Annotated in this window: 18 protein-coding genes; 8 read left to right on the plus strand and 10 right to left on the minus strand. The window is 34.9% G+C overall.

Features of this window, described 5'->3' with window-relative positions; translation table 11 throughout:
• The first annotated feature begins 11 nt into the window (after window positions 1-11).
• The 5 genes from GQR94_RS03720 to rlmB all read left to right on the plus strand — a co-directional run bounded on the left by GQR94_RS03720 (window position 12) and on the right by rlmB (window position 8,306).
• Window positions 12-3,248, plus strand: a complete 3,237-nt coding sequence (locus GQR94_RS03720; protein ID WP_158974216.1) for a SusC/RagA family TonB-linked outer membrane protein — start codon at window positions 12-14, stop codon at window positions 3,246-3,248.
• Window positions 3,249-3,265: 17 nt separating this feature from the next.
• Window positions 3,266-4,903 carry a SusD/RagB family nutrient-binding outer membrane lipoprotein gene (locus tag GQR94_RS03725; protein WP_158974217.1) on the plus strand — a complete coding sequence of 546 codons (1,638 nt, stop codon included), beginning with the start codon at window positions 3,266-3,268 and terminating at the stop codon, window positions 4,901-4,903.
• A 17-nt stretch (window positions 4,904-4,920) separates the two neighbouring features.
• Entirely contained in the window at window positions 4,921-6,255 is a 1,335-nt protein-coding gene (locus tag GQR94_RS03730; protein ID WP_158974218.1) for a hypothetical protein, read from the plus strand.
• A 383-nt stretch (window positions 6,256-6,638) separates the two neighbouring features.
• A complete protein-coding gene (locus GQR94_RS03735) occupies window positions 6,639-7,379 on the plus strand; it encodes a hypothetical protein (protein WP_158974219.1) in 741 nt (246 codons plus the stop codon).
• Between the two features lie 189 nt (window positions 7,380-7,568).
• The gene (gene rlmB, locus GQR94_RS03740; protein WP_158974220.1) at window positions 7,569-8,306 is read left to right on the plus strand and encodes a 23S rRNA (guanosine(2251)-2'-O)-methyltransferase RlmB; all 738 of its coding nucleotides are present in this window, start codon (window positions 7,569-7,571) and stop codon (window positions 8,304-8,306) included.
• An 11-nt stretch (window positions 8,307-8,317) separates the two neighbouring features.
• On the opposite strand, the gene GQR94_RS03745 is transcribed toward rlmB, so the two are convergent.
• A complete protein-coding gene (locus tag GQR94_RS03745; protein ID WP_158974221.1) occupies window positions 8,318-9,061 on the minus strand; it encodes a rhomboid family intramembrane serine protease in 744 nt (247 codons plus the stop codon).
• A gap of 89 nt (window positions 9,062-9,150) precedes the next feature.
• Between GQR94_RS03745 and GQR94_RS03750 the strand changes: the two genes are divergently transcribed.
• Complete coding sequence (locus tag GQR94_RS03750; RefSeq protein WP_158974222.1) at window positions 9,151-10,428, plus strand: replication-associated recombination protein A; 1,278 nt, start codon at window positions 9,151-9,153, stop codon at window positions 10,426-10,428.
• On the opposite strand, the gene GQR94_RS03755 is transcribed toward GQR94_RS03750, so the two are convergent.
• The 6 genes from GQR94_RS03755 to radC form a co-directional block, all read right to left on the minus strand.
• The gene (locus GQR94_RS03755; RefSeq protein ID WP_158974223.1) at window positions 10,425-11,249 is read right to left on the minus strand and encodes a hypothetical protein; all 825 of its coding nucleotides are present in this window, start codon (window positions 11,247-11,249) and stop codon (window positions 10,425-10,427) included. The two genes, GQR94_RS03750 and GQR94_RS03755, sit on opposite strands and share 4 nt — an antisense overlap.
• Window positions 11,250-11,257: 8 nt before the next feature.
• Window positions 11,258-12,706: a DUF5723 family protein gene (locus tag GQR94_RS03760; protein WP_158974224.1), complete on the minus strand. Its 1,449-nt coding sequence runs from the start codon at window positions 12,704-12,706 to the stop codon at window positions 11,258-11,260.
• Window positions 12,703-13,251 (minus strand): hypothetical protein, encoded by a 549-nt coding sequence (locus GQR94_RS03765; protein ID WP_158974225.1) that lies wholly within the window; start codon window positions 13,249-13,251, stop codon window positions 12,703-12,705. The genes GQR94_RS03760 and GQR94_RS03765 overlap by 4 nt, the downstream gene beginning before the upstream one ends.
• A 66-nt stretch (window positions 13,252-13,317) precedes the next feature.
• Complete coding sequence (locus GQR94_RS03770) at window positions 13,318-14,007, minus strand: YjjG family noncanonical pyrimidine nucleotidase (RefSeq protein WP_158974226.1); 690 nt, start codon at window positions 14,005-14,007, stop codon at window positions 13,318-13,320.
• The gene (locus GQR94_RS03775; RefSeq protein ID WP_158974227.1) at window positions 14,000-15,295 is read right to left on the minus strand and encodes a polysaccharide deacetylase family protein; all 1,296 of its coding nucleotides are present in this window, start codon (window positions 15,293-15,295) and stop codon (window positions 14,000-14,002) included. The genes GQR94_RS03770 and GQR94_RS03775 overlap by 8 nt, the downstream gene beginning before the upstream one ends.
• Before the next feature lie 43 nt (window positions 15,296-15,338).
• A complete protein-coding gene (gene radC, locus GQR94_RS03780; RefSeq protein ID WP_158974228.1) occupies window positions 15,339-16,037 on the minus strand; it encodes a DNA repair protein RadC in 699 nt (232 codons plus the stop codon).
• Between the two features lie 63 nt (window positions 16,038-16,100).
• On the opposite strand from radC, the gene GQR94_RS03785 reads away from it, so the two are divergent.
• On the plus strand, window positions 16,101-16,544 hold the full coding sequence (locus GQR94_RS03785; RefSeq protein ID WP_158974229.1) for a DUF1569 domain-containing protein: 444 nt from the start codon (window positions 16,101-16,103) through the stop codon (window positions 16,542-16,544).
• Window positions 16,545-16,602: 58 nt separating this feature from the next.
• Here the strand turns inward: GQR94_RS03785 and GQR94_RS03790 are convergent, their stop codons facing one another.
• From GQR94_RS03790 to murC, 3 genes are all read right to left on the minus strand, one after another.
• Window positions 16,603-17,301, minus strand: coding sequence for a hypothetical protein (locus GQR94_RS03790; RefSeq protein WP_158974230.1), 699 nt, complete (start codon window positions 17,299-17,301; stop codon window positions 16,603-16,605).
• Between the two features lie 16 nt (window positions 17,302-17,317).
• Complete coding sequence (locus GQR94_RS03795; RefSeq protein ID WP_158974231.1) at window positions 17,318-17,533, minus strand: hypothetical protein; 216 nt, start codon at window positions 17,531-17,533, stop codon at window positions 17,318-17,320.
• Between the two features lie 62 nt (window positions 17,534-17,595).
• Window positions 17,596-18,957, minus strand: coding sequence for a UDP-N-acetylmuramate--L-alanine ligase (gene murC / locus GQR94_RS03800; protein ID WP_158974232.1), 1,362 nt, complete (start codon window positions 18,955-18,957; stop codon window positions 17,596-17,598).
• A gap of 221 nt (window positions 18,958-19,178) precedes the next feature.
• Between murC and GQR94_RS03805 the strand changes: the two genes are divergently transcribed.
• The gene (locus GQR94_RS03805; RefSeq protein ID WP_158974233.1) at window positions 19,179-22,070 is read left to right on the plus strand and encodes a gliding motility-associated C-terminal domain-containing protein; all 2,892 of its coding nucleotides are present in this window, start codon (window positions 19,179-19,181) and stop codon (window positions 22,068-22,070) included.
• Window positions 22,071-22,082 lie beyond the last annotated feature (12 nt).

The following is a 22,082-nucleotide window of genomic DNA, read 5'->3' on the forward strand; positions in this document are numbered from 1 at the left end:
AATAAAAAATAATGAAAACAAAAGGAAATGGAATCCTTACGCTTCTATTAGCGTTTGTTGTGCATTTAACATTTGCACAAGAAAAGACGATTTCGGGTACAGTTACAGACCAAGACGGTCTTCCACTACCCGGAGTTAACATTGTGGTAGTCGGATCATCCACTGGGACACAAACAGACTTTGACGGAAATTACACTATACAAAGTAAATCTGGAGACGTCTTACTTTTTTCCTATGTAGGACAAAAAGACTCTAAGAAGACTGTTGGCTCTTTAACTACCGTTAACGTTGCAATGACCGAAGATGCACAAGCGCTAGAAGAAATTGTTGTTACTGCGCAAGGAATTAAAAAATCCAAACAAGCACTAGGATATGCAGTTGCAGAAGTTAGTAGTGAGCAACTTGAACAAAGAGCTGAAGGCGACGTTGGTAGGATACTTACTGGTAAAGCATCAGGTGTAAATATTACAGCACAGAGTGGACTTTCTGGATCAGGTACTAGTATTGTAATTCGTGGATTAAGTAGTTTTAGCGGAAGTAATCAACCATTATTTATTGTAGATGGTGTCCCGTTTGATAGCGGAACAAATGGCCAGTCACAAAACGGCGATGATAGTAGTTTCGTAGATGGAAATAATGGATCTAGTAGATTTTTGGATTTAGACCCGAACAATATTGCTAGTGTGAATGTATTAAAAGGACTAGCAGCAGCAACACTCTACGGTACTGCTGGACGAAATGGTGTTATCCTTATTACAACTAAAAACAATACTACATCTTCTAATGGCAAAAAGAAAACTGAAATAACTGTCAGCAGCTCTGTATTTTTCAATGAAATAGCTTCTTTACCAGACTATCAACAACAATATGGTAATGGATTTGACCAAGCATTTGGTTGGTTCTTTAGTAACTGGGGGCCAAGCTTTGAAGAAGATGGAATTTCAGGATGGGGAAGTCAAAATGCAATAGATGATCAAGGTACTCTAGCTCACCCCTATTCAACTTCAACTTCAGCAATTCAAGCAGCTTTTCCAGAATTTCAAGGAGCTAGATATGACTGGAAACCATATAACAGTGTCGAAGATTTTTTTAGAACTGGAGTAGTTACTAGTAATTCAGTTAACATAAATAGTAGTTCTGAAGATGGAAAAATATCTTATAATGCGAACTTTGGCCATTTAAATGATCAAGGTTTTACACCAGGAAACGAATTAAATAGATACACACTGGGTATCGGAGGAAGAGCTATTCTGTCAAATAAATTTACTGTGTCAGGTACAATGAATTTTTCAAATACCGATTACAAGTCTCCTCCAGTAGCAGCAAGTACTGGAAATGGTGCATTTGGAGATGGTTCTTCAATATTTGGAGAGTTATTTTTTACACCAATCAGCGTTGACTTAATAGGATTACCATTCGAAAACCCACTTGACAACTCTAGTGTTTACTACAGACAAAACAATAGTATTCAGCATCCTTTATGGACCGTGAAAAATGCACAAACTCGCCAAGTAACAAATAGAGTTTTCGGAAATACAGCCTTAGCTTACGAGATAAACAACAATTTAAATTTAACTTATAGATTTGGTCTTGATGTTTATTCTGAAAACAACACAAATTCACAGAACAAGGGAGGCGTTAATGGTAGTGTTGCAGTACAAAGTGGTGTTTTGGGCACTTGGAACAACACAAATACCATAATGGATCACAATATTATATTAACAGGACAATATGATTTCTCCGAAAAAGTTGGTTTCAGTTTCAATGCTGGTGCAACTACCAGAAGAGAAGTATTTGACCAAAATGGTGTTTCTAGTTCTGGCCAACAGGTTTACGGTGTTCTTAGACATTTTAATTTTGCACTACAAGATGAGATACAATTTTTCCAGGAAAGAAATATTGCCGGTCTTTACGGACAGCTTGATTTTGACTATGATAGAAAGCTTTACTTAACGCTTTCTGGTCGTAAAGATTATGTTTCTAATTTAGCCTCTGAAAATAATTCTATTTTCTACCCTAGTGCTAGCTTATCAATTATTCCTACAAAACTAATCTCAGGACTTCAAACTCAAGGTGGTATTAATTACTTAAAGTTACGTGCAGGTTATGGTACTTCTGCCAACTTCCCAACAGGATACCCAGTAGCCTCTACATTAACACTTGACACTCAGGATTTTCAGGATGATTCTGGAAATGACGTGGTATCTAACACAAGTGCTAATGCTTTAGGAAATCCAAATTTAACACCAGAACTATTATCTGAAATTGAAGTTGGCTTGGAATCTAGGTTTTTTAATAATAGATTATCATTCGATTTGTCATACTACAACAGGACAACTAAGGATTTAATTATAGACCGTCCCTTAGACCCTTCTAGTGGTTATACTACAACGCAAACCAATATTGGTGAAGTCAAATTAGATGGTTTTGAAGCAGATGCAACTTTAGCAATTTTAAGATCAGATGATAAAGATGGTTTAAATTGGAATATCAATGCAAACTGGACTAAAAACAATTCTGAAGTAACAGATTTAGGACTTGATACTGATATTGTGGTGTATTCTGGTTTCAGCAATCTAGGTAACGCTGCAATTGTAGGAGAGCAATTAGGAGTTATAGTAGGTAGTAGAATCCAAAGAAATGACGAAGGAGAATTCTTAGTAAATTCAGCAGGAGATTACATAGAAGAGGAAGGTACTTTTGTAATTGGGAATCCAAACGCAGATTGGTCACTTAACATAAGTAACTCTTTCAACTACAAAAACTTTAGCTTAAATTTCCTTGTTAACTATACCCATGGTGGTGATATGTACAGTAGAACGGTGTCTACCTTATTAGGAAGAGGCCTTACAACAGATGTTTTAGATAGGGAAAACACATTTATCCTACCTGGAGTACTTGAAGACGGAACACAAAATACTAAACAAATAAATAATTCCACTTACTACTTTAATAATATTCTATTTGGACCAGATGAACTGGGAATTTGGGATGCTTCGGTTGTAAGACTACAGGAAATATCTATGGGTTACTCAATGCCAAGCAAATGGTTAGATAAAACACCATTTGGCTCACTAACATTTACTTTATCAGGATTTAACCTGTGGTACGAAGCAATTAACATACCTAAAGGAACAAATTTTGATCCAAACGTAGCTGGTGTAGGTGTAGGTAACGGAGCAGGTTTTGATTATTTAAATGGACCAAGCTCAAGAAGATATGGATTAAGCGTTAAAGCATCCTTTTAATAAAAAAAAATAAGACAATGAAAAATATCATTAAATACATAGCTGTTGTTTTTATAGTAGGGATTACATTTAATTCCTGTGAAACAACAACTTTAAATATTACTGAAGATCCGAATGCATTGACACCAAGTCAAGCTAATCCAGATTTCTATTTAAATGGAGCTCAAGAGAGGTTTGCGAGAGTTGTCGAAACGCTAGGCGAAGCGGGAGCTCAAGTTACAAGAATTGAAAACATGGGTACCAGAAACTATCAAAATGCTTATTCTCCATCCTTTTTTGATTTGACTTGGGAAAGAGCTTATCAGGAGGTAATCAAAAACATTCGAGATATGAATGTTTTAGCTGAAGAAAGTAACCTTAATTACCATATAGGTATGGGTAAATTCATGGAAGCTTATACCATTAGTATACTCGTTGATTATTTCGGCGACATCCCTTACTCGGAAGCAGCATCTGCTCCCGAAATCTTAAATCCAAAATTAGATTCCGGTGAAGAAGTTTACCTTAATGCGCTAACTTTACTCGATGAGGCAATTGTAAATTTCAACGCAACATCTTCTGCCTTACCTGATAATGATTTCTTTTATGACGGAGATGCCAGCAACTGGATAAAAGCTTGCAATACATTGAAGCTGAGACTATACTTAAATATGGGTAATTTATCTGAATTTAATGCCATCATAAATAGTGGAAATTACATTCAAGACACTACGGAAGATCTTCAGTTTAGATGGGGTTCAAACTCAGTACAACCAGATACTCGTCATCCGTACTATGGTACAAATTACACGAACACAGGAGCAGTAGATTACCAATCAATATGGTTAATGAATTTAATGAATTCATCGGAAGATCCAAGAAGTCGTTACTATTTTTATCGACAAAATGAAAGAACTCCTGGCTCTACTGGAGTTGCGCCTAATGAAGTTACTCTGGCATGCTCTGTAACATCTGCGCCTGCCCATTATACTGCAGGAGGTTACGCTTACTGCTCACTACCTGATGGATATTGGGGTAGAAATCACGGAAACGACGAAGGTATTCCACCAGATGGCTTACTTAGAACTGCTCCAGGCGCTTATCCAGCTGCAGGGAAATTTGACGATGATTCATTTTCAGAAATAGCATTAGGAGCAGGTGGTGGCGGTGCCGGCGTAACTCCAATGCTTTTAGCCTCATCTGTAGATTTCTGGAGAGCTGAAACTTTACTTGACAGTGATCCTGCAACAGCAAAAACTTATATGATTGCGGGAATACAAAAATCCATATCAAAGGTTCAATCTTTCGGAGCATTAGATGCAGCGGCAGACTTTTCATTGGCTCCAACTACGGTAGATATCAATTCATTTATATTGACTGTTGGAACATTATTTGATGACGCAGAAGGTACTGACAAATGGAATGTTATAGCTGAGCAATTCTTCGTTTCCTTAAAAGGTAATGGCCATGATAGTTTTAACTTTTATAGAAGAACTGGTTACCCTAATAATATCGAACCAAACTTAGAACCAGATCCAGGGGCGTTCATTAGATCATTTTTCTACCCTGCTACTGCATCCAGTAACAATCAATTTGTTGTACAAAAATCAGGAGTGGCAGAACAAGTCTTTTGGGATACAAATCCAGCATTTCCATCATTCCCAGCTGCTAACTAAAATTAAAAAAAATGACAATGAAAAAATTAAATAAATATATAATAGCACTCACTTGTTTGACCTTGACCATTTCATGTGATAATGACCCAGCAACAGTTGAGCAAGTTCTTGACAACAAAACTTCAGGAGCTATATTACGTACATTAGATTCCTCAGGTTCCTTTGATTTGTTTAGAACAGAAAACACCTTTGCCGTGACACTTGAAGAACAAGATGAAACTGAAGGTGCTTTAATCGATCGTGTAGATATCACTGTGGATTTCGTTGATAACAACAAAACAGGATCTACCGGTGATGATACCACTTTAGGAATAGCCTTTGGAACTATCCCAGCTAGTAGTTTCACTACGGGTTCTAGAAATCTCCCTACAGCAGATTTTTCCTATACCATGGAAGAGGCATTAACAGCCATGGGTATTAGTATACTAGATGTATTACCCGACGATGTAATTACAATTAATCTTGAACTATTTTTCACTGACGGACGTTCTTTTAGTGCTGCAGACGCAGCAGTTACAGTAACCGGCGGATCATTCTTTAGCTCTCCTTTTGCTTATTCACTTATTATAGATGACGGAGTCAATTTTGGCAAAAAAGGATTGTATACAAAGGAAATAAATCTTGTTCCTGGTGAAGTAATAGATCCGTATTCGATAAATTTAAGTATCGCTGATGAAGAAGGTGGTGACTTAATAAAAACCGTCAACATATACAGAAGGTTTCGAGATTTAACTATTGGAGAAGATGGAACAAATTTATCTGAAGACGAAGCTCTTTATACATCCATTGAAGTTAGCACAATGACTTTAGAAATTGATCCTGAGGATGAAGAAGACCCAGGAACAAGAACTACAAATTTTGAAATATCTGTTTTAGAATTATTAGGACCTGACTTATCTGTTGAGGCTTTAGATCTTGGAGATGAATTCCAAATTCGTTACGAGTTAATAACACAAGATGGTAGAATAATCACTACAGATGAATCTGGAACCGAATATTTTGACTTAATACCTACAACTGAATGTATTCAATTAAACAGAGATGCCCCAGTAGCAGGAGAATACACTATTGAATTTGAAGACCTCTATGGAGACGGATGGGATGGTGCTTTCATTACCGTTGAAATCGGTGGAGCATCGCAAGACTATACATTAGAAACTGGTAGTTCAAGTGAAGTTAAATTCACAGTACCAGAAGGAACTTCTACTTTAGTACTAACTTATAATAGCGGTATTTACGAAGAAGAACATAAATATGTAATTATTGACCCTAATGGAAATTTAGCATTCTCAGATGGTCCAGAACCAAACATAGGTATTATTCCGATTAAAGTTTGTCAACCAGAAGAATAGACTCAAAAAATAAATTCAAAAAAAAGGCCGCTAATTAGCGGCCTTTTTAATATTACATTATTAGAATACAAAACGAACTTACAAACACGCATAGCCATGTCTCCAATAATTCATAACATAAATTTTATGCTCGTGTTTTTTTAAATAAATCATTTTACGAATCTTATTAAAAAAATAAAATCTCCACCATAAAAATCCATGTGCACTCACATGAAATCATAAGTTTAGCAAGAATAATAACCAAAAAAATAAATTCAAATTAGATAAATTTGTAATCAAAAAAACCAAATATTTCTTAACACTTATCTTCTAAAAATATTAACATGTTTTTTGAAAAATATACTATTAAATTTCAAGTAAGTTAAACCGTAAAACAACCACTTATGAAATACAAAATTACCATTCCATTTATACTCTTATATAATTTAGTTCTATCACAAAATTTAAGTCCAGCACCCAATGGCGAGGCTGGTATGCTTGCAAATGCTAAGGGAGGAAGTCCAATGCTCAATTTGGTGATGATGGAATTAAGGAATAATGAATCAAATAATGCAGTCAATAAAACTTTAGGAACTCCATACTCTAATGATAAATTTATAAAAAGTAAGATTTATTATGATCATGACTTGCAAGGTGAATTCTTTGTACGATACAATGCCTTAAATAGTAGTATTGAATTAAAAAAATCCCTAGAGTCAGAAGAAAAACCACAACAACTTTTAGCAGATAAAAAAATCATCATCAAATACCTAAACAAGGAGCTAAGATTCACAACTTACATAAATAAGAAGAAAAAAACAAAAAATGGATACTTATCTCTAATTGCTGATGGAAAAAACTATAAGCTATATCACAGATTAGCTGTTAAATTTTCTGAAGGCAAAGCTGCTGCGAATTCGATGGTTGTCTCGATTCCTAGCAAATTTACTCATTTTGAAGAATATTACTTTCAAAAAGTAGAATTAAACCATATTGATTTCCTGCCTTTGAAGAAAGCGAAATTCTTAAAGCAATTTGATAAAAAAAATAAAAATGTGATAGAAGAATTTATCGAAAAAAATTCTCTTAATACAAATAAAGAGGAAAATTTAATCACAATTTTTAATTACATTAATACTTTATAATCGAATTTTACAGATTTAATAGAAAAAAATAAACTAATTAATCAATAAGCTTTTTCAAAAATCTTTGCATTATAAATTCTTTAAAAAATTGAACCAAATTAGCGCTTTGTATACTGGTTGAGTAGAATCCAAAAATTAATGGAGAAGTTTGAAGACATATAATTATAGTTTTTCCCTACCTTTGCCCCAATGGAAAACAATACTCAGATTTACGGTATAAGAGCAATTATTGAGGCAATAAATGCAGATAAGGCAATTGATAAAGTCTTTATTCAAAAAGGTCTTAAAGGCGATTTATTCAAAGAATTTGAAACCCTTATTCGAAGAAACGGGATTAACTCCTCCTATGTTCCTGTAGAAAAATTAAACAGGTTAACCAAAGGAAATCACCAAGGGGTTATTGCTACCATATCACCTATTAAATTTTTTACGATTGAAGAGTTAGTAGAGAACGTTTCTGCAAAAGAGACCACTCCCCTATTTTTATTGTTAGACCAACTATCTGATGTTCGAAACTTTGGTGCTATTATTAGAACTGCAGAATGTACTGGAGTAGACGGAATCATCATCCAGAAAAAAGGTGCTGCACCTGTGACAGCTGATACTATCAAAACTTCTGCTGGCGCTGCCTTTAAAGTGCCCATTGCAAAGGTAGATCATATTAAAGATGCTGTTTTTTATTTACAGGCTTCCGGGATCAGAACAATTGCTGCTACGGAAAAAACAGAAAATTCTGTTTATGACATCTCCTTCAAAGAACCATGTGCCATCATTATGGGATCCGAAGATTTAGGTATCTCCCCTTCTATTTTAAAAGTAGTAGATGACAAAGCAAAAATCCCTTTATTAGGAGAAATAGGATCATTAAACGTGTCTGTAGCTTGTGGTGTTTTTCTGTATGAAACCGTTAGGCAACGTAGTTTATAAATTTCGTTTACTTATTCTGGTTTTTCGCTTTCTTTATAATGGTATTGTATAATTACTTCTGGCTGCTCTTTTAATTCGATCTCTAGCTCTGGCGTACGTTCTATAAAATTTCCATTTTCATCAAAGTGCTGAAGGAATTCATCTTCTTCTTCCTTATAATCATCACGTTCCCAATCATATTTTTTGGTTTCCGGAATTGGTGTTTTAAGATAGTATGCAAAGAAGAAACCTACTAGAAATCCTGATAGGTGTCCTTCCCAAGAAATATCATCTTGAATAGGAAAGATATACCAAAGCATACTGCCATAAACGAAAACGACCATTAGGGACAATGCTACCAAACGGTAATAGTTAGTAAAAATTCCTTTAAAGAAAATAAAACTTGCCAATACATAGATTAGGCCACTAGCTCCAATATGATAAGACTCTCTTCCTATTAGCCACGTTAAAAACCCAGATACAAGTATCCCTAAAATAATAACTTGAAAAGCATTTTTCTTATAAAAATAAAATAGTGACGCTGTTAAAACTGCCAATGGCACCGTGTTATTATATAAATGCTGAGCAGAACCATGTATAAAAGGACTAAAGATTATACCTCTAAGACCCACTAGCGTTCTAGGTAGCACTCCAAATTTATTAAAGTTTATTCCTAGTCTAATTTCCACTAAAAAAACGATCCAAATAGCCAAAACCAAAAGTAATGGCGCAATAAGCACTGTATTCGTAAATTGGAACTGTTTGGATGCTTGCATACAAGTAATTTATAAAATGGAAATCAAAAACGCAACCAAAAACTACAAACATGATAAATTGTCATAAGTAGAATTTGTATTTTTGCACTATGAATGAACCTCTTGCAGAGCGGATACGCCCAAAGACATTAGAAGATTACATCAGTCAGCTTCATTTAGTAGGTGACAACGGCTCTCTTACGCATCAAATTAAAAAAGGAATAATTCCTTCGTTAATACTTTGGGGACCTCCAGGAACAGGTAAAACTACATTAGCCAACATTATCGCTATGGAAAGCGGTAGGCCCTTCTACACCTTAAGCGCAATTAATAGTGGTGTAAAAGATATTCGTGAGGTTATAGACAAAGCAAAACAAAGTGGCGGCTTATTCACAACCAAAAACCCCATTTTGTTTATTGATGAGATTCACAGGTTTAGCAAATCGCAACAAGATTCATTACTTGCTGCTGTTGAAAAAGGCTGGGTAACCTTAATAGGTGCTACCACTGAAAACCCTAGTTTTGAAGTTATCCCTGCATTACTCTCAAGATGTCAAGTATACATATTAAATGAATTTGGAAAAGATGATTTAGTCGCACTTCTAAAAAGAGCTATCTCTTTAGACAAGCATTTGAAATCTAAAAACATCAACCTAAAAGAAACTGATGCCTTATTGCGATTATCAGGTGGAGATGGGAGAAAGCTTTTAAATATATTTGAGCTCGTTATCAATTCTGAAAGCGGAGACACTATAGAAGTAACGAATGATTTAGTGCTACAAAAGGTGCAAAAAAACACCGTTCGTTATGATAAAACTGGGGAGCAACATTATGATATTATTTCGGCCTTTATAAAATCTATTAGAGGTAGTGATCCTAATGCAGCAGTGTATTGGTTAGCAAGAATGATTGAAGGCGGTGAAGATGTAAAATTTATTGCACGCAGAATGCTTATTGCAGCGTCTGAAGATATTGGTTTAGCTAACCCTACCGCGCTTGTAATGGCTAACACGACATTCCAAGCTGTTACCACTATTGGATATCCTGAAGCACGAATAATCTTAAGTCAATGTGCAATTTACTTAGCGACCTCTCCTAAAAGTAATGGGAGTTATATGGCCATCAATAGAGCGCTTAAAACAGTGACAGATACGGGTGATTTATCGGTGCCATTAGCTTTAAGAAATGCTCCAACAAAATTAATGAAAGACATTGGTTACGGTGCTGAATATAAATATGCACACGACTATCAAAATAATTTTGTTGAAGCAGAATTTTTACCTGATGATATCTCAGGAACTTCTTTCTACAAACCAAATAACAATCAGCGTGAGAATGCTATAAAGGAGTTTCTTAAAAACAGGTGGAAAGACAAATATTCTATCTAAAATTTAATATTCAAGGATTTTACTTTCAATACATCACCTTCATAAAACTCAAAGTACCAAGCACCGTCTTTTGCGTACACCAAACCTTTGGTTCCTGAAATCTCTTCACCCAAAAAGATATTAGGTTGAGACGTCTTGAACATTTTCATTACTATTTTTGGGGAACTGTCTACCAATTGATAGCCATTTAAAATATCTTGAGCATATAAACCTCCATTAGAAGTTGCTACTTTTTTTGCTTCCATTCCTGGAGTTGCTTTTATTACCGATTTTTTTTGTACTTCTTCTTGCGTTTTTACTACAGCAGTTGTCGTGGCCTCAGCAGGCGCTTGTTTAACCGCTGGTAAGCTTTTTGCATCATTTTGATACGACACCTTTACCGGTTCTGTTGTTGTTCCAGTATATGAATATGTGTAGCTAGATAATGATTTCATTGCAGCTCTGATTGCTTCAGAATATGAAGCGTCATATTCCTTTTGTTTACTCGTCCCTTCAATAGATTTATAGATTTCTTTACCCGAACAATCCTCTAACAAAAAAGTAATCTTGGTTGTAAACATATTAGAACCATCTATCAGTTTAGCATACAATGCCACACACCTATTTAGATTCAACTCTGATGGTAAATCGTTACTATAAACAACATTCACATCACTTTCTGCAAGTAAATATTTTACAAGGGTACTAGATTTATACTGGTTGGGACTTTTAAACGATTCAAATTGTGTAGGAACTACTACATATTTATAATCGTTAATTACTTCTTGTCCGTAGAAATTAGCACAAAATGCTAACATTAAAATGGGTACTATCTTTTTCATGAGGTCTCTTATTTCTTGCCCCAAGATATAATATTTAATCCAAATTGTACGGATGCATATTGGCTATTTGCCAAATTTGAATATCCAATAAGGTTATCTGCCATTAAATACATATTTACTGGTCCCGCTTGAAGACTAGCACCTAAACCAATATTTGTATATGAAAACTTATCTATAGTGTACGTAGTTTTCAAAGTCATAACATTACCCAATCGATGCTGGTAAAATGCACTTAGCGCTGCTTGCGGACCTCTTGGTCTATTTATAGCATATAATTGTGCTCCATAACTATTCTTATACACCCTCCCTCTATTATTACCACCTGAAGTACTCGTGCAATAACAAGCTTCTCTAGATTCAATTTCTTTTCCAAAATCACGGCGAATAGAGGTATAAAATTTTGTTGGTCTAAATGTGATGTAGTTATCATCACCTTCGACATAAGGAACTAAGTCTTGTAAATCGTCTACCAATGTTCTCCACTCATCTTCTGCAGAATTAAGGTCTTCTGGTAAGCGTACCTCTAAACCTTCTGTACTAGCAAATCCTTTTAAAGAATATGTTCTTACATCCTTACTGTGATAAATAAAACCTACATCTATTAAACTACCCGTAAATACTGTTCTTTCATCAATATTATAGGTAAATCCTAAATCAAAGCCTAAGCCTAAATTACCACCCAGCAATGCTCTTTTTCCTAAAACGCTAGAAATAGCAGCACCATTTGCTTGTGAGTCGTCATCTATAATATCCTTTAACTCAAATAATCCCGAAGTTTTTATTTCTATATCGGCATCAAGCGTACTCTCCAATAAATTATCATCTCCTTGGGTGGTTACGAAATACCCTTTATTTTTTGTAGACGTAAAATTAAGTAAGCTAGAATACACCTTAGCTCGGAAACCCATGGTAAGTTCATTTGAAATTTTCTTATTAATTCCGAAATGATAAACATTCAAAATTTCTCCTCGAGTTTTAAGGTGATTTAAATCGAATTTTTTGTTTAGATTATTTGTATTCCCTTCATAAGCCAATAGCGCATAATCTTTGAAGAAATAACCAATGGCATCGCCTTCATTATAAGCTCCAAAGGAATAAAAAACATCTTCATTCTTTTTGCTTCTATACCCAATATTGAGTAATTCTATTTGGTACGTACCACTTAGCTCATCACTAAACTCCATACCATAGATTACCTTTTCTCTAAATTTGGTATTAAAATCTACGCCATCATTTGCAAAAAGATCATTGGATTTCAACCCACTACTCCCCGCTTGAAAAGAAACACCAGAAATTAATGGCACTCCTGCATACCATTGAAAAGAAGTTTTCATTCCAGGATTTAACAATAGTGCTTGTGGCACTTCATTAAAATCATAGAGCAACTGTTTATTTTGACTGTTCACATAGAAACAACCAAATAATAACACTACAAAAAATATTTTTTTCAACCTCATTCTATAACCCTCAACTTAAAACTAGCGCTAGATCTAAAAATTAGTTTAGGATCAGGAAGAGATGATACGCTTGTACTCCCGCTATTATTTGTAAAAATAATTTGTAAACTTGATGTACTTTTTATGATATCTATGCTTTTTCCTGCCGCTGTACCGTAAAATATTTCTTCATCAATAATATCTATTGGGGGCGCTTCTGCTGTAGAAAAGTTCACAACATCTAAAGGAGAGCCCGCTTCATTCAAAAATATTACGCGAATATCTAGCTGTTTGCTAGTGCTATTTTCTATTTGAAATGTTAGGGATCCTGATATAACTCTATCAGAAAATAGTTCTGAATTAAAGCCATCAAAATTTATATTCTGTGATATTACTGGAGAAGCATTAATCAAATCTTCTGTAGACTCAAGATAAAGTACTGGTCCTGTAGCATCTGTGATCACGTCTAAATCTCTAGCTTGATCAAAATCTTGCTCATCTGAACAAGCAGTGACCACTACCAAAAGCAACAGTGGTATTAATAAATAGTTTATGATTTTTTTCATTGCAATTTTTTTAATTCTAACAGCAAGTGCTGATTAGAATTAATTAGTGTCTACAGCTTAGCAACGTCATAAGTACAATTTTATTTCACTTAAATCGGTAATCATATCACAATATTCGTGCTTTTGTTCATTATGTGCGTTAAAATGCAGGGCATTTAAACCTACTGCCTGGGCGCCAAGTATATCTGCCTCAAGACTATCACCTATCATAAGTGCCTTTTCTGCTTGAACCTTTGCCTTCTCTAAAGCTAAGTTAAAAATGATAGGATTGGGCTTTTTAACCCCAGCCATTTCTGAATTAATAACTTGATTAAAATAAGATGCTATGTTAGAATTTCTAATCTTTTTATTTTGCACCTCTTCAAATCCGTTAGTGATGATGTGTAAATTATAATTAGGTTTCAAGTAGTCTAAAATTGAAATAGCGTTAGGAAACAAATGATTATTGGCAGATAAGTTATCAATATAAGCATCAGACAAACTATTTATTACAGCATCACTAACCTCAAGACCCAAGGTGTCAAAGGTGGTTTTCAAACGCTGATACCTCAGCGCTGTCTTTGATATCTTCTCCTCCCGGAACAAACGCCAAAAAACAAGATTATTAGGCACATATACTTCTAGAAAATCTTCTAATGAAACAGGCACATCATGCGTCACCAATATTTTTTCAAAAGTGAGTGCAGAATTTTTTTCAAAATCCCAAAGGGTATGATCTAAATCAAAAAAAACATCCGTGATAATATCTTTATACATTATATTTTTTTATTACAAATTCATACAATTCTTTCCAAGAAACTTTATTTTTTTCACCAAATAGTTCGTTAGAAAAAATAGAAATAAACCCACCATTTACATTTTTAATTTGCGCATAAACAGTATCCAATTTTTGTGTAATGTCCTCCAAAGAGGTATACTTTAAAAAAGTATAATCATGTACTGCAAAAGGGTGTATTTTAATGGGCTGCTGTGCCTCCAAATTAATATCATATAAATAAAAAGGTGTACAGGTACTTGCCCTAAAACCTATTTCATGGGCATACCCCATGGTAAAGTCATCCGTAAACTCTGCCTCCACCAACCTTCTATAAGTGGCAGGGACATCTACCCTATTGTACCGCAAACGAGAGGAATTAATAGGCCTATTGATCACATTAGACAAGTTTATCTTTTCTTGCTTAAGTAATTCGGTATCATTGAAGGAACTATAAGATGCACATAAAGATACTATGCTATAATCTGAAATAGATTTTATTAAAAACTTGAACTTATTATTATCAATTGATATATTTTTATCAAAGGTGGAATATTCTGCAAATTGGAAAAAGAACATGCAAAAAACCTTATATTTTTTATGAAGCTTAATAAGCCAATCATAGTTATTATAAGGATCATTTTCTGGACGAAACCAAACTGAAATTCTTTCAGCAACACGCCTAAACTTCAAAGAAGAAAGATCTAACAGTAGTCCCGCTAAGCTTCTAACAATGCCTTTATGAGAATAGCAATGAGAAGAGGTTACATCTATAATTGAAGTAAATTTATAGTGCTTTTTCTTCGGTTCTAGTTCCGGAAAGCGCTCTTGTAATTTTTCTAGTACTTTCTGCGCCCAAATATCTACTACTGGTAATTCTAGAAAATTATTTTTGTATGCTAAACTTTCTTGGGGAGGAAATCTTTGATGCACATCTTTAACATGGGGCAAATACTCTTCATACCTACTTAATAGGTAAAAGCTCGCAGAAAACACATCGAAAGGTAAATTACTACGTTCTCCGGCCGCAAAAAAACAAGGAACACCTTCCCAATCCTGGATTTTAATTTCTAAATCGTTAATTCCCTGTTCAAATAAAAGGTCATTACTCCTTATAAAAAATTCATTTTGTAAGGGTAATTTAGTGTAGGTGATTTTAGGTCCAGAATGCTTTATGAAATCTTCAACTTTAGCCGTAAAACTAATTTCCACACCCAAAATTCGATCAAATATTTGTCTCATTACAAAACTAAATCTCGGTGTAATCTTATGGGTGTAAATTAATAGCATAGAAATTATCTTGTCAAAAGATTAGTCAATTTTAAAATAGTCTTTAAAGAATATTTTCATCTGCAAAGCTAAAATATTCTGATTGAGTGATGATCAAATGGTCTAAAACTTTTATATCTAATCCTTCTGCAGCATTTTTTATTTTTTGAGTAATTTGTTTATCGGCCAAACTAGGCTTTAAAGTCCCTGACGGATGGTTATGCGCCAGAATTATAGCCACAGCACTTAGTTCTAAAGCTTCTTTCATAATTAAACGCACATCTACCAAAGTACCTGTTATACTGCCTTTACTTTGTTGAGAATTGTGTAATACTTTATTCGAGTTGTTTAAAAATACCACCCAAAATTCTTCATGTGGCAAATCACCCATTTTAGGTTGAAGCAGTTCAAACACACTTTTACTACTGGTTATTTTAGTGATTTTGAGCGCATCATCTCCCCTTCTGCGCCTTCCTATTTCTAGTGCTGCAGTAATACTAACGGCTTTCGCTTCACCGATGCCTTTAAACTGCATTAGCTTTTTAACCGATAATTTCCCCAACTCATTAATATTGTTGTTTACGGATGCTAAAATTCTTTTTGACAGCTCAACTGCACTTTCATTTCTGCTCCCAGAACCTATTAATATTGCGATAAGTTCTGCATCTGAAAGTACAGCCTTACCTTTCTGAATTAATTTCTCTCTTGGCTTATCATCATCTGCCCAGTCTTTTATGGAAAGTGAAGTAGAATTTTCTTGCATTCGTTAAAGATAAGCAACTAATTATTTTATCGTAAATTTCAATTAAATATAAAACATAGTACAATGAAATCTATTTTTGATGAAGCTATAAAAAATGAACTTACGGAACGTATTTCGCTACTCACCGAAAATTCTGAACGCAAATGGGGTAAAATGACAGTGGGACAAATGGCTTGGCATTGCCAATACCCATTAAAACTCGCCATTGAAAATAAACCTACTTCTAAAAAAGGGAATCTGCTAGTGCAGCTATTCTTCAAAAAATCAATGTATAATGATAAAGCATGGCGAAAAAATTTACCGACGGCCCCACAATTAAAAGCTAAAGAACCTAAAAATTTTGCCGACGAAGTAAAAGTATTGCAGCAACTAATGCTCGATACGCATCACTTAAAAAGTAGAGAAGAATGGAATGCACATCCATTTTTTGGTCGTTTCACCAAAGAACAATGGGGTCAAATGCAATACAAGCATTTAGATCATCATCTAACCCAATTTGGAGTATAAAAAAAGCCTAACAATTACTAATTGCTAGGCTTCAATCTATAGTGTAATAAGATATCTTTTAATTTTTTCGGTAGTTGCTTACCTTTTCTTTCCCTTTATTTATTGAAGTTTCTAATTCGTTTAATTTCGCTTCAGCTTTATTAATAGCCGCTTGCTTACGCTCTAATTCTTCAGGAGAAATTGTTTTATTCGCTTTTTCCTTTTCTACCTTAGCTTTTGCTAATTCTAGTTTTCCTCTTCCCTTAGTAAGTACAGCTTGACTTTCTTCAAAATTTTGAGAAGATGTATTTACCTTCTCTTTCACTTTCTCCGTTCTATATTGTCCAAATTCCTTTGCTGACATTTCGCCCCTGTCATTATAGGATGGTACGCTTTTTTCTTTTTGGGCAACAACCTTATTTACATCTGCTTTTTTATCATCTTTACTAGCCTGAGCTTGGTCTTTTACATTTTGCCCTTTAACTTGCATCTCAGAAACCTTGTCATTAGCTTGCTTTTTTGAACTTTCTATTCTCTCCTTTACTTCTCCTGCTTTCCCTTTAGCCTGATCTTTAGTTTGCGCTGCATTACCTCTAGCTTCCTGAGTTTTATTTTTTTGCTCTTGTTTTAATGTTTCAGCCTTTTCTTGACCTTCTTTTTTTACCTGAGCACTTTTCTCTCTCTTTTCTTCTTGAGGTTTTCCTTGAGCATTAATAGTACTAAAACTAAATGCTGCACCTAAAAGAGTTAGTAACACTATTTTTTTTCTGATTTTCATCACTTATATTTTTAAATTAAATACTATCTAGCGCTTTCAAAAGATCTTCAACTTCTTCTGTCTTCTCATTGACTTCATCAATAGATTCGTCTAAATCTGTTTCAACAGTAATTAGACTATCAATTTTTGCTTCAATAACTTGCTCTTCTTTTACCTTCTCTGCCGCTGTATCTTTACAAGCCGCAAAAGCCGCAAGAAAAGCTGCTGCAAGAATAACTTTAATTGATTTCATATACTTTTATTTATGATTAGATAATGTAAGGTCTAATTAAATTCTTTCATGACCAAACTTAACTAAGCATTTTCGACAAACGCTTTAAATTGTTGCAAATCTAAGCCTCCGTAATTACCAGAACTCATAAATAAGACTACAGTATTAGAATAATCTTGTGCATAGACATACTCTTTAAATGCAGAAGCATCTGTCATAATCGTTAAATCATCTCTCTGAAAAGCTTCAGAAATTTGATCTGCTGTCACAGGATTTAATTTTTTAATAGCTACAGATTCCGGCAGGTAAAAAACTACTGGTGTATCTGCAGGATCTAATGCCCCTTTATATTCTTTTAAAAACTCAGGATTAAAACTACTATATGTGTGTAGTTCTAAAAAAGCAATTAATTTTTTATCAGGATATTGTTCTTTTACGGCTTTGGTTGTTGCCGCCACCTTACTAGGAGAATGTGCAAAATCTTTATAAACAATACACGTAGCGCTCTCTGCTATTTTTTCTAACCTTTTTGAAGCTCCTTTAAAGGTTCCAATTGCCTCATAGAAATCATCTTCATCAATACCCATATTTTGACAAATCCACTTAGCTCCTGCCAAATTACTCAAATTGTGTTTTCCAAAAACTTCAATAGGCATAGGGCCCTCTGGAGTATCTAATAATGTTTGTCCGTTTTCTACACTATACTCTGGAGTGTGGTACGGTAATTTACGAATAGCATTTTCTGAAGCCTCTACAACTTTAACTACATTTTCGTCCTCTTCATTATACGTAATACTCCCTCCTTTTACGATACTATCTACAAAAATCTGGAATTGTTCAACATAAGTATCAAACGTAGGAAACACATTAATATGGTCCCATGCAATTCCGCTTAACAGCGCAATATTAGGTTTGTATAAATGAAATTTTGGACGTCTATCTATTGGAGAAGACAAATATTCATCGCCCTCTAAAATGATAAAATCGTTCTCTTCCGTCAAGTGCACCATACGATCAAAACCGTCTAGTTGTGCCCCTACCATATAATCTACATCACGATTATGATAGTTTAGCACGTGCAGAATCATAGAGGTTATCGTTGTTTTTCCATGGCTACCGCCAATAACAACTCTTGTTTTATTTTTTGACTGCTCGTATAAAAACTCAGGATATGAAAAGATTTCAAGTCCTAATTCTTGCGCTTTTAGCAACTCCGGATTATCTGCTTTGGCATGCATGCCTAAAATTACAGCATCAAGGTTTGAGGTGATCTTCTCTGAAAACCAACCAAAGGTTTCTGGCAACAACCCTTCTGATGCTAAACGGGTCTTAGAAGGTTCAAAGATAACATCATCACTACCGGTTACTATATATCCTTTATGGTTTAATGCTAATGCAAGATTATGCATGGCGCTACCGCCGATAGCAATAAAATGTATATTCATGAAAGTAAAATTATGTGGTAAAGATAGGAATAGCAATCGCTATTTTCAAACCCGCTGCTATATAAGATTAGGATATAAATGTCCGTTTAAATTGAAAATTTTCTAGTTTAAATGTCACTTAAACGGTATTTAGTAGACTATTTCTTACATTTTCACAACAATAATGGCCTTTCTTTAACAAGTATCAGATATTTTTGATGTTCACAACCTAACCACCGTTTATGACCAATCAAAACAAAATGGATCGTATTCCATTTTTTTTATTGTTTATTATTTTTTTTGGAGTACATTCTTTTTCCCAGGCCCAAACAGGCTGTGCAGGATCTGATGCTTTACTAACAATTTGCAATAAAGATCAAAATCCATCGCTTCAAAATTTCGATTTATTTGATGCCCTTAATGACACACCAAGTACTGGAGGTATTTGGTCTACTTCAAATCCGGCAAATTTTTATGCTTTTGATAGAACTACAGGAATTGTAAACCTTTGGAAAATTTTGAATTCAGGCACCCATACGTTTACGTATACCAATGATGCTTGTGGTGAATCTGCCAGTGTTACTATTAATTTAGGAGGCTACTCCGGAGAAGACAATATAGATGGTAGCGCCAATGCATGTAGCAATGAAATAGAAGTAAATATGCATCGCTTCTTAGGGAGTGAAGTTGCCGATAAAATTCAAGATTTTAATGGACTATGGGAAGCGGTAACTCCAGAGGCCGTAAACTTTTTAGAACGAAATATTTTCAATGCTTTTGGAGCGGGTCCGGGAGTATATGAATTTACATATACCGTAGCTGCTGTAGCTACTTGTCCATCAGAGCAATCTACCGTTATCTTAGAAGTACACCCTTCACCTAACCCAGGGACAGGATTAGCACTAGCTGTTTGCGTCACTGATGATTTATCGGCCTATAGAAATTTAAACTTAAACAGTTATCTAGCTGCAGAAGATGCTAACGGAACTTGGTCTGAATCTGGAACAGGTCAACTAACAGATCTTTCTGATAATACCATAAATGTAGAGGAAATCAGAGATAATTTTGGATATGGCATCTATAATTTCGATTACACCGTTTATCCTACGCACCCTGTATGTGATGAACAATTTTCTACAGTAGCAATTAGCATCCTTCCCACCTTATCTGGTAGCTTAGAAAGCCTTAACTATTGTATGGGCAACCCGTATACCATCGATATCACTTATGATAGTACGCTTCTACCCAATGGAAGATATCAAATGGGGTATCTAGTAGACCCCGCTGATGCCCTCGTAAGAGCCGAAGAAGTAATTATCACACTAACTAATGGCGTCGGAAGCTTTGATGTAAATCCTTCGCTTGTTTCTACCAATGTATATAATACCGTAAGCATTAGCTCCATTATGGGCTTTTTACCCTTGCGCAGTGTTTGTACTACTATTGATGTTTCGGAGACCACCTTTCTCGTTTCTAATTCACAAATACAAATTGCAGAAGCCTGCCAAGACACCACTATTCCTGTGCAAATTTTAAATATTCTTGATACTACTGCGAACTTAACCAACAGTCCGCATACCGTCACGTATACGCTTACAGCTCCCGATGGCGGAACAACTACAGAAACCATAGAAAACCTACCTTTTTCTGAAGGAGCTGCTACTTTTGAAATTGCTGCTGAACATACAGGTGAGGATGGAGAACATGAAGTAATAGTCACTATTGATAATATCCTAGATGTTACCTGTAATTTACAAACGTTGTTTAATGTGATTGCCACGCCAGATGCAATTACACTAACCTTACAGGTAGATAATTCTTGTAATGCCACAGAAATAAATGTGCTGGTAGCTGCTCCTGTTTTACCTGATGGCATTTATAATGTAACTTATGATGTAATTGAACAAAACACAGGTGCTGTTGTTATTAATAATACGATTGCCTTTACTGGTGGAACTGCAGATTATCAAGTTGATGTTGCCCCATTAGAGCAAGGTAATTATACCATAAGCGTACGAAGCATACAAAATGACACTACGCCATGTAGGACTATTTTTGAGCATGAAGAAACAGAAAATTTTGCCATAAAAGGCATACCAGATATCCCTATAGGAGAAAGCAATCAAACTTTTTGTCTAAGCGAATACGATACCAACGGCCCTACACTAGAAGACCTTGCTTTTACCGCCTCTGGTGACCCTTTATTTTATGCCACGGAAACAAGTACTGATATTCTTAGTATTAGCACCCCACTGGCTCACAATGTAGCTTATTTTATCAGCACTATAAATAATGAAAATAACTGTGAAGGTACACAAAGACTGCGTGTTTTAGTATCACTTACAGCACCTACTACCCCTACAACCACCAATGCTACTCCATTTTTCTGTGGAGGAGATGCTGCAACCCTAGCATCTGTAGATATTAACACTGATGAGATAGCAATTGTTTGGTATGACGCCCCTGTAAATGGAAATTTATTACCAGCTACTACGCTTTTAGAAGATGGCATATCTTATTTTGCTGCATCAGAAAATAGCCAAGGCTGTAGAAGTAATGAACGACTTATACTAAGCCCTACCGTTTTTACGGTTACACCAATTTCTTTGACTAATACTGAATTTGATATTTGTGGCTTAGACAAGCCTACCATTTCAGATCTAAACAACTTAGCGGCTTTTGAAAATTATGAAATTAGATGGTATGACTCTTTGGAAAGCACTTCGCCTATAAATGAAGCTACGCTACTAGTACCTAATGCTATGTACTATGCAGAAAATTACAATGAAGATACCAGATGTATAGCTCCTATTAGAACACCAATCACTATAAATTTATCTGCATGTAATCCTGAAGATTATGACTTCTTCATTCCTGACGGATTCTCACCTAATGGAGATGCTAGAAACGACCGTTATTTTATACCCAATATTGAAAAAATATTTCCGGAGTTTCAGCTAGAAATAAAAAATAGGTATGGCAGAACTCTTTTCATGGGGAACATTCAAAACCCTGCATGGGACGGTTCCATCAAAGGGAATAGTATCGCGCCAAACGGAGTATATTTTTACATCATACATTATAACAAAGAAGGTTTTGAGCCTAAACAAGGGAGGTTATACCTCAACCGATAAGCTATGCCAAAT

Origin of the sequence: Cellulophaga sp. L1A9 (assembly GCF_009797025.1) — a bacterium.
Classification (GTDB): Bacteria; Bacteroidota; Bacteroidia; order Flavobacteriales; family Flavobacteriaceae; genus Cellulophaga.

What these genes read in the sequence shown, in the direction of transcription:
- GQR94_RS03725 (WP_158974217.1), top strand. Translation starts at nt 3,266, where the DNA reads ATGAAAAATATCATTAAATACATAGCTGTTGTTTTTATAGTAGGGATT.
- GQR94_RS03735 (WP_158974219.1), top strand. Translation starts at nt 6,639, where the DNA reads ATGAAATACAAAATTACCATTCCATTTATACTCTTATATAATTTAGTT.
- GQR94_RS03745 (WP_158974221.1), bottom strand. Translation starts at nt 9,061, where the DNA reads ATGCAAGCATCCAAACAGTTCCAATTTACGAATACAGTGCTTATTGCG.
- GQR94_RS03720 (WP_158974216.1), top strand. Translation starts at nt 12, where the DNA reads ATGAAAACAAAAGGAAATGGAATCCTTACGCTTCTATTAGCGTTTGTT.
- GQR94_RS03765 (WP_158974225.1), bottom strand. Translation starts at nt 13,251, where the DNA reads ATGAAAAAAATCATAAACTATTTATTAATACCACTGTTGCTTTTGGTA.
- GQR94_RS03775 (WP_158974227.1), bottom strand. Translation starts at nt 15,295, where the DNA reads ATGCTATTAATTTACACCCATAAGATTACACCGAGATTTAGTTTTGTA.
- GQR94_RS03790 (WP_158974230.1), bottom strand. Translation starts at nt 17,301, where the DNA reads ATGAAAATCAGAAAAAAAATAGTGTTACTAACTCTTTTAGGTGCAGCA.
- GQR94_RS03730 (WP_158974218.1), top strand. Translation starts at nt 4,921, where the DNA reads ATGAAAAAATTAAATAAATATATAATAGCACTCACTTGTTTGACCTTG.
- GQR94_RS03755 (WP_158974223.1), bottom strand. Translation starts at nt 11,249, where the DNA reads ATGAAAAAGATAGTACCCATTTTAATGTTAGCATTTTGTGCTAATTTC.
- GQR94_RS03795 (WP_158974231.1), bottom strand. Translation starts at nt 17,533, where the DNA reads ATGAAATCAATTAAAGTTATTCTTGCAGCAGCTTTTCTTGCGGCTTTT.
- GQR94_RS03750 (WP_158974222.1), top strand. Translation starts at nt 9,151, where the DNA reads ATGAATGAACCTCTTGCAGAGCGGATACGCCCAAAGACATTAGAAGAT.
- GQR94_RS03770 (WP_158974226.1), bottom strand. Translation starts at nt 14,007, where the DNA reads ATGTATAAAGATATTATCACGGATGTTTTTTTTGATTTAGATCATACC.
- murC (WP_158974232.1), bottom strand. Translation starts at nt 18,957, where the DNA reads ATGAATATACATTTTATTGCTATCGGCGGTAGCGCCATGCATAATCTT.
- rlmB (WP_158974220.1), top strand. Translation starts at nt 7,569, where the DNA reads ATGGAAAACAATACTCAGATTTACGGTATAAGAGCAATTATTGAGGCA.
- GQR94_RS03760 (WP_158974224.1), bottom strand. Translation starts at nt 12,706, where the DNA reads ATGAGGTTGAAAAAAATATTTTTTGTAGTGTTATTATTTGGTTGTTTC.
- GQR94_RS03805 (WP_158974233.1), top strand. Translation starts at nt 19,179, where the DNA reads ATGACCAATCAAAACAAAATGGATCGTATTCCATTTTTTTTATTGTTT.
- GQR94_RS03785 (WP_158974229.1), top strand. Translation starts at nt 16,101, where the DNA reads ATGAAATCTATTTTTGATGAAGCTATAAAAAATGAACTTACGGAACGT.
- radC (WP_158974228.1), bottom strand. Translation starts at nt 16,037, where the DNA reads ATGCAAGAAAATTCTACTTCACTTTCCATAAAAGACTGGGCAGATGAT.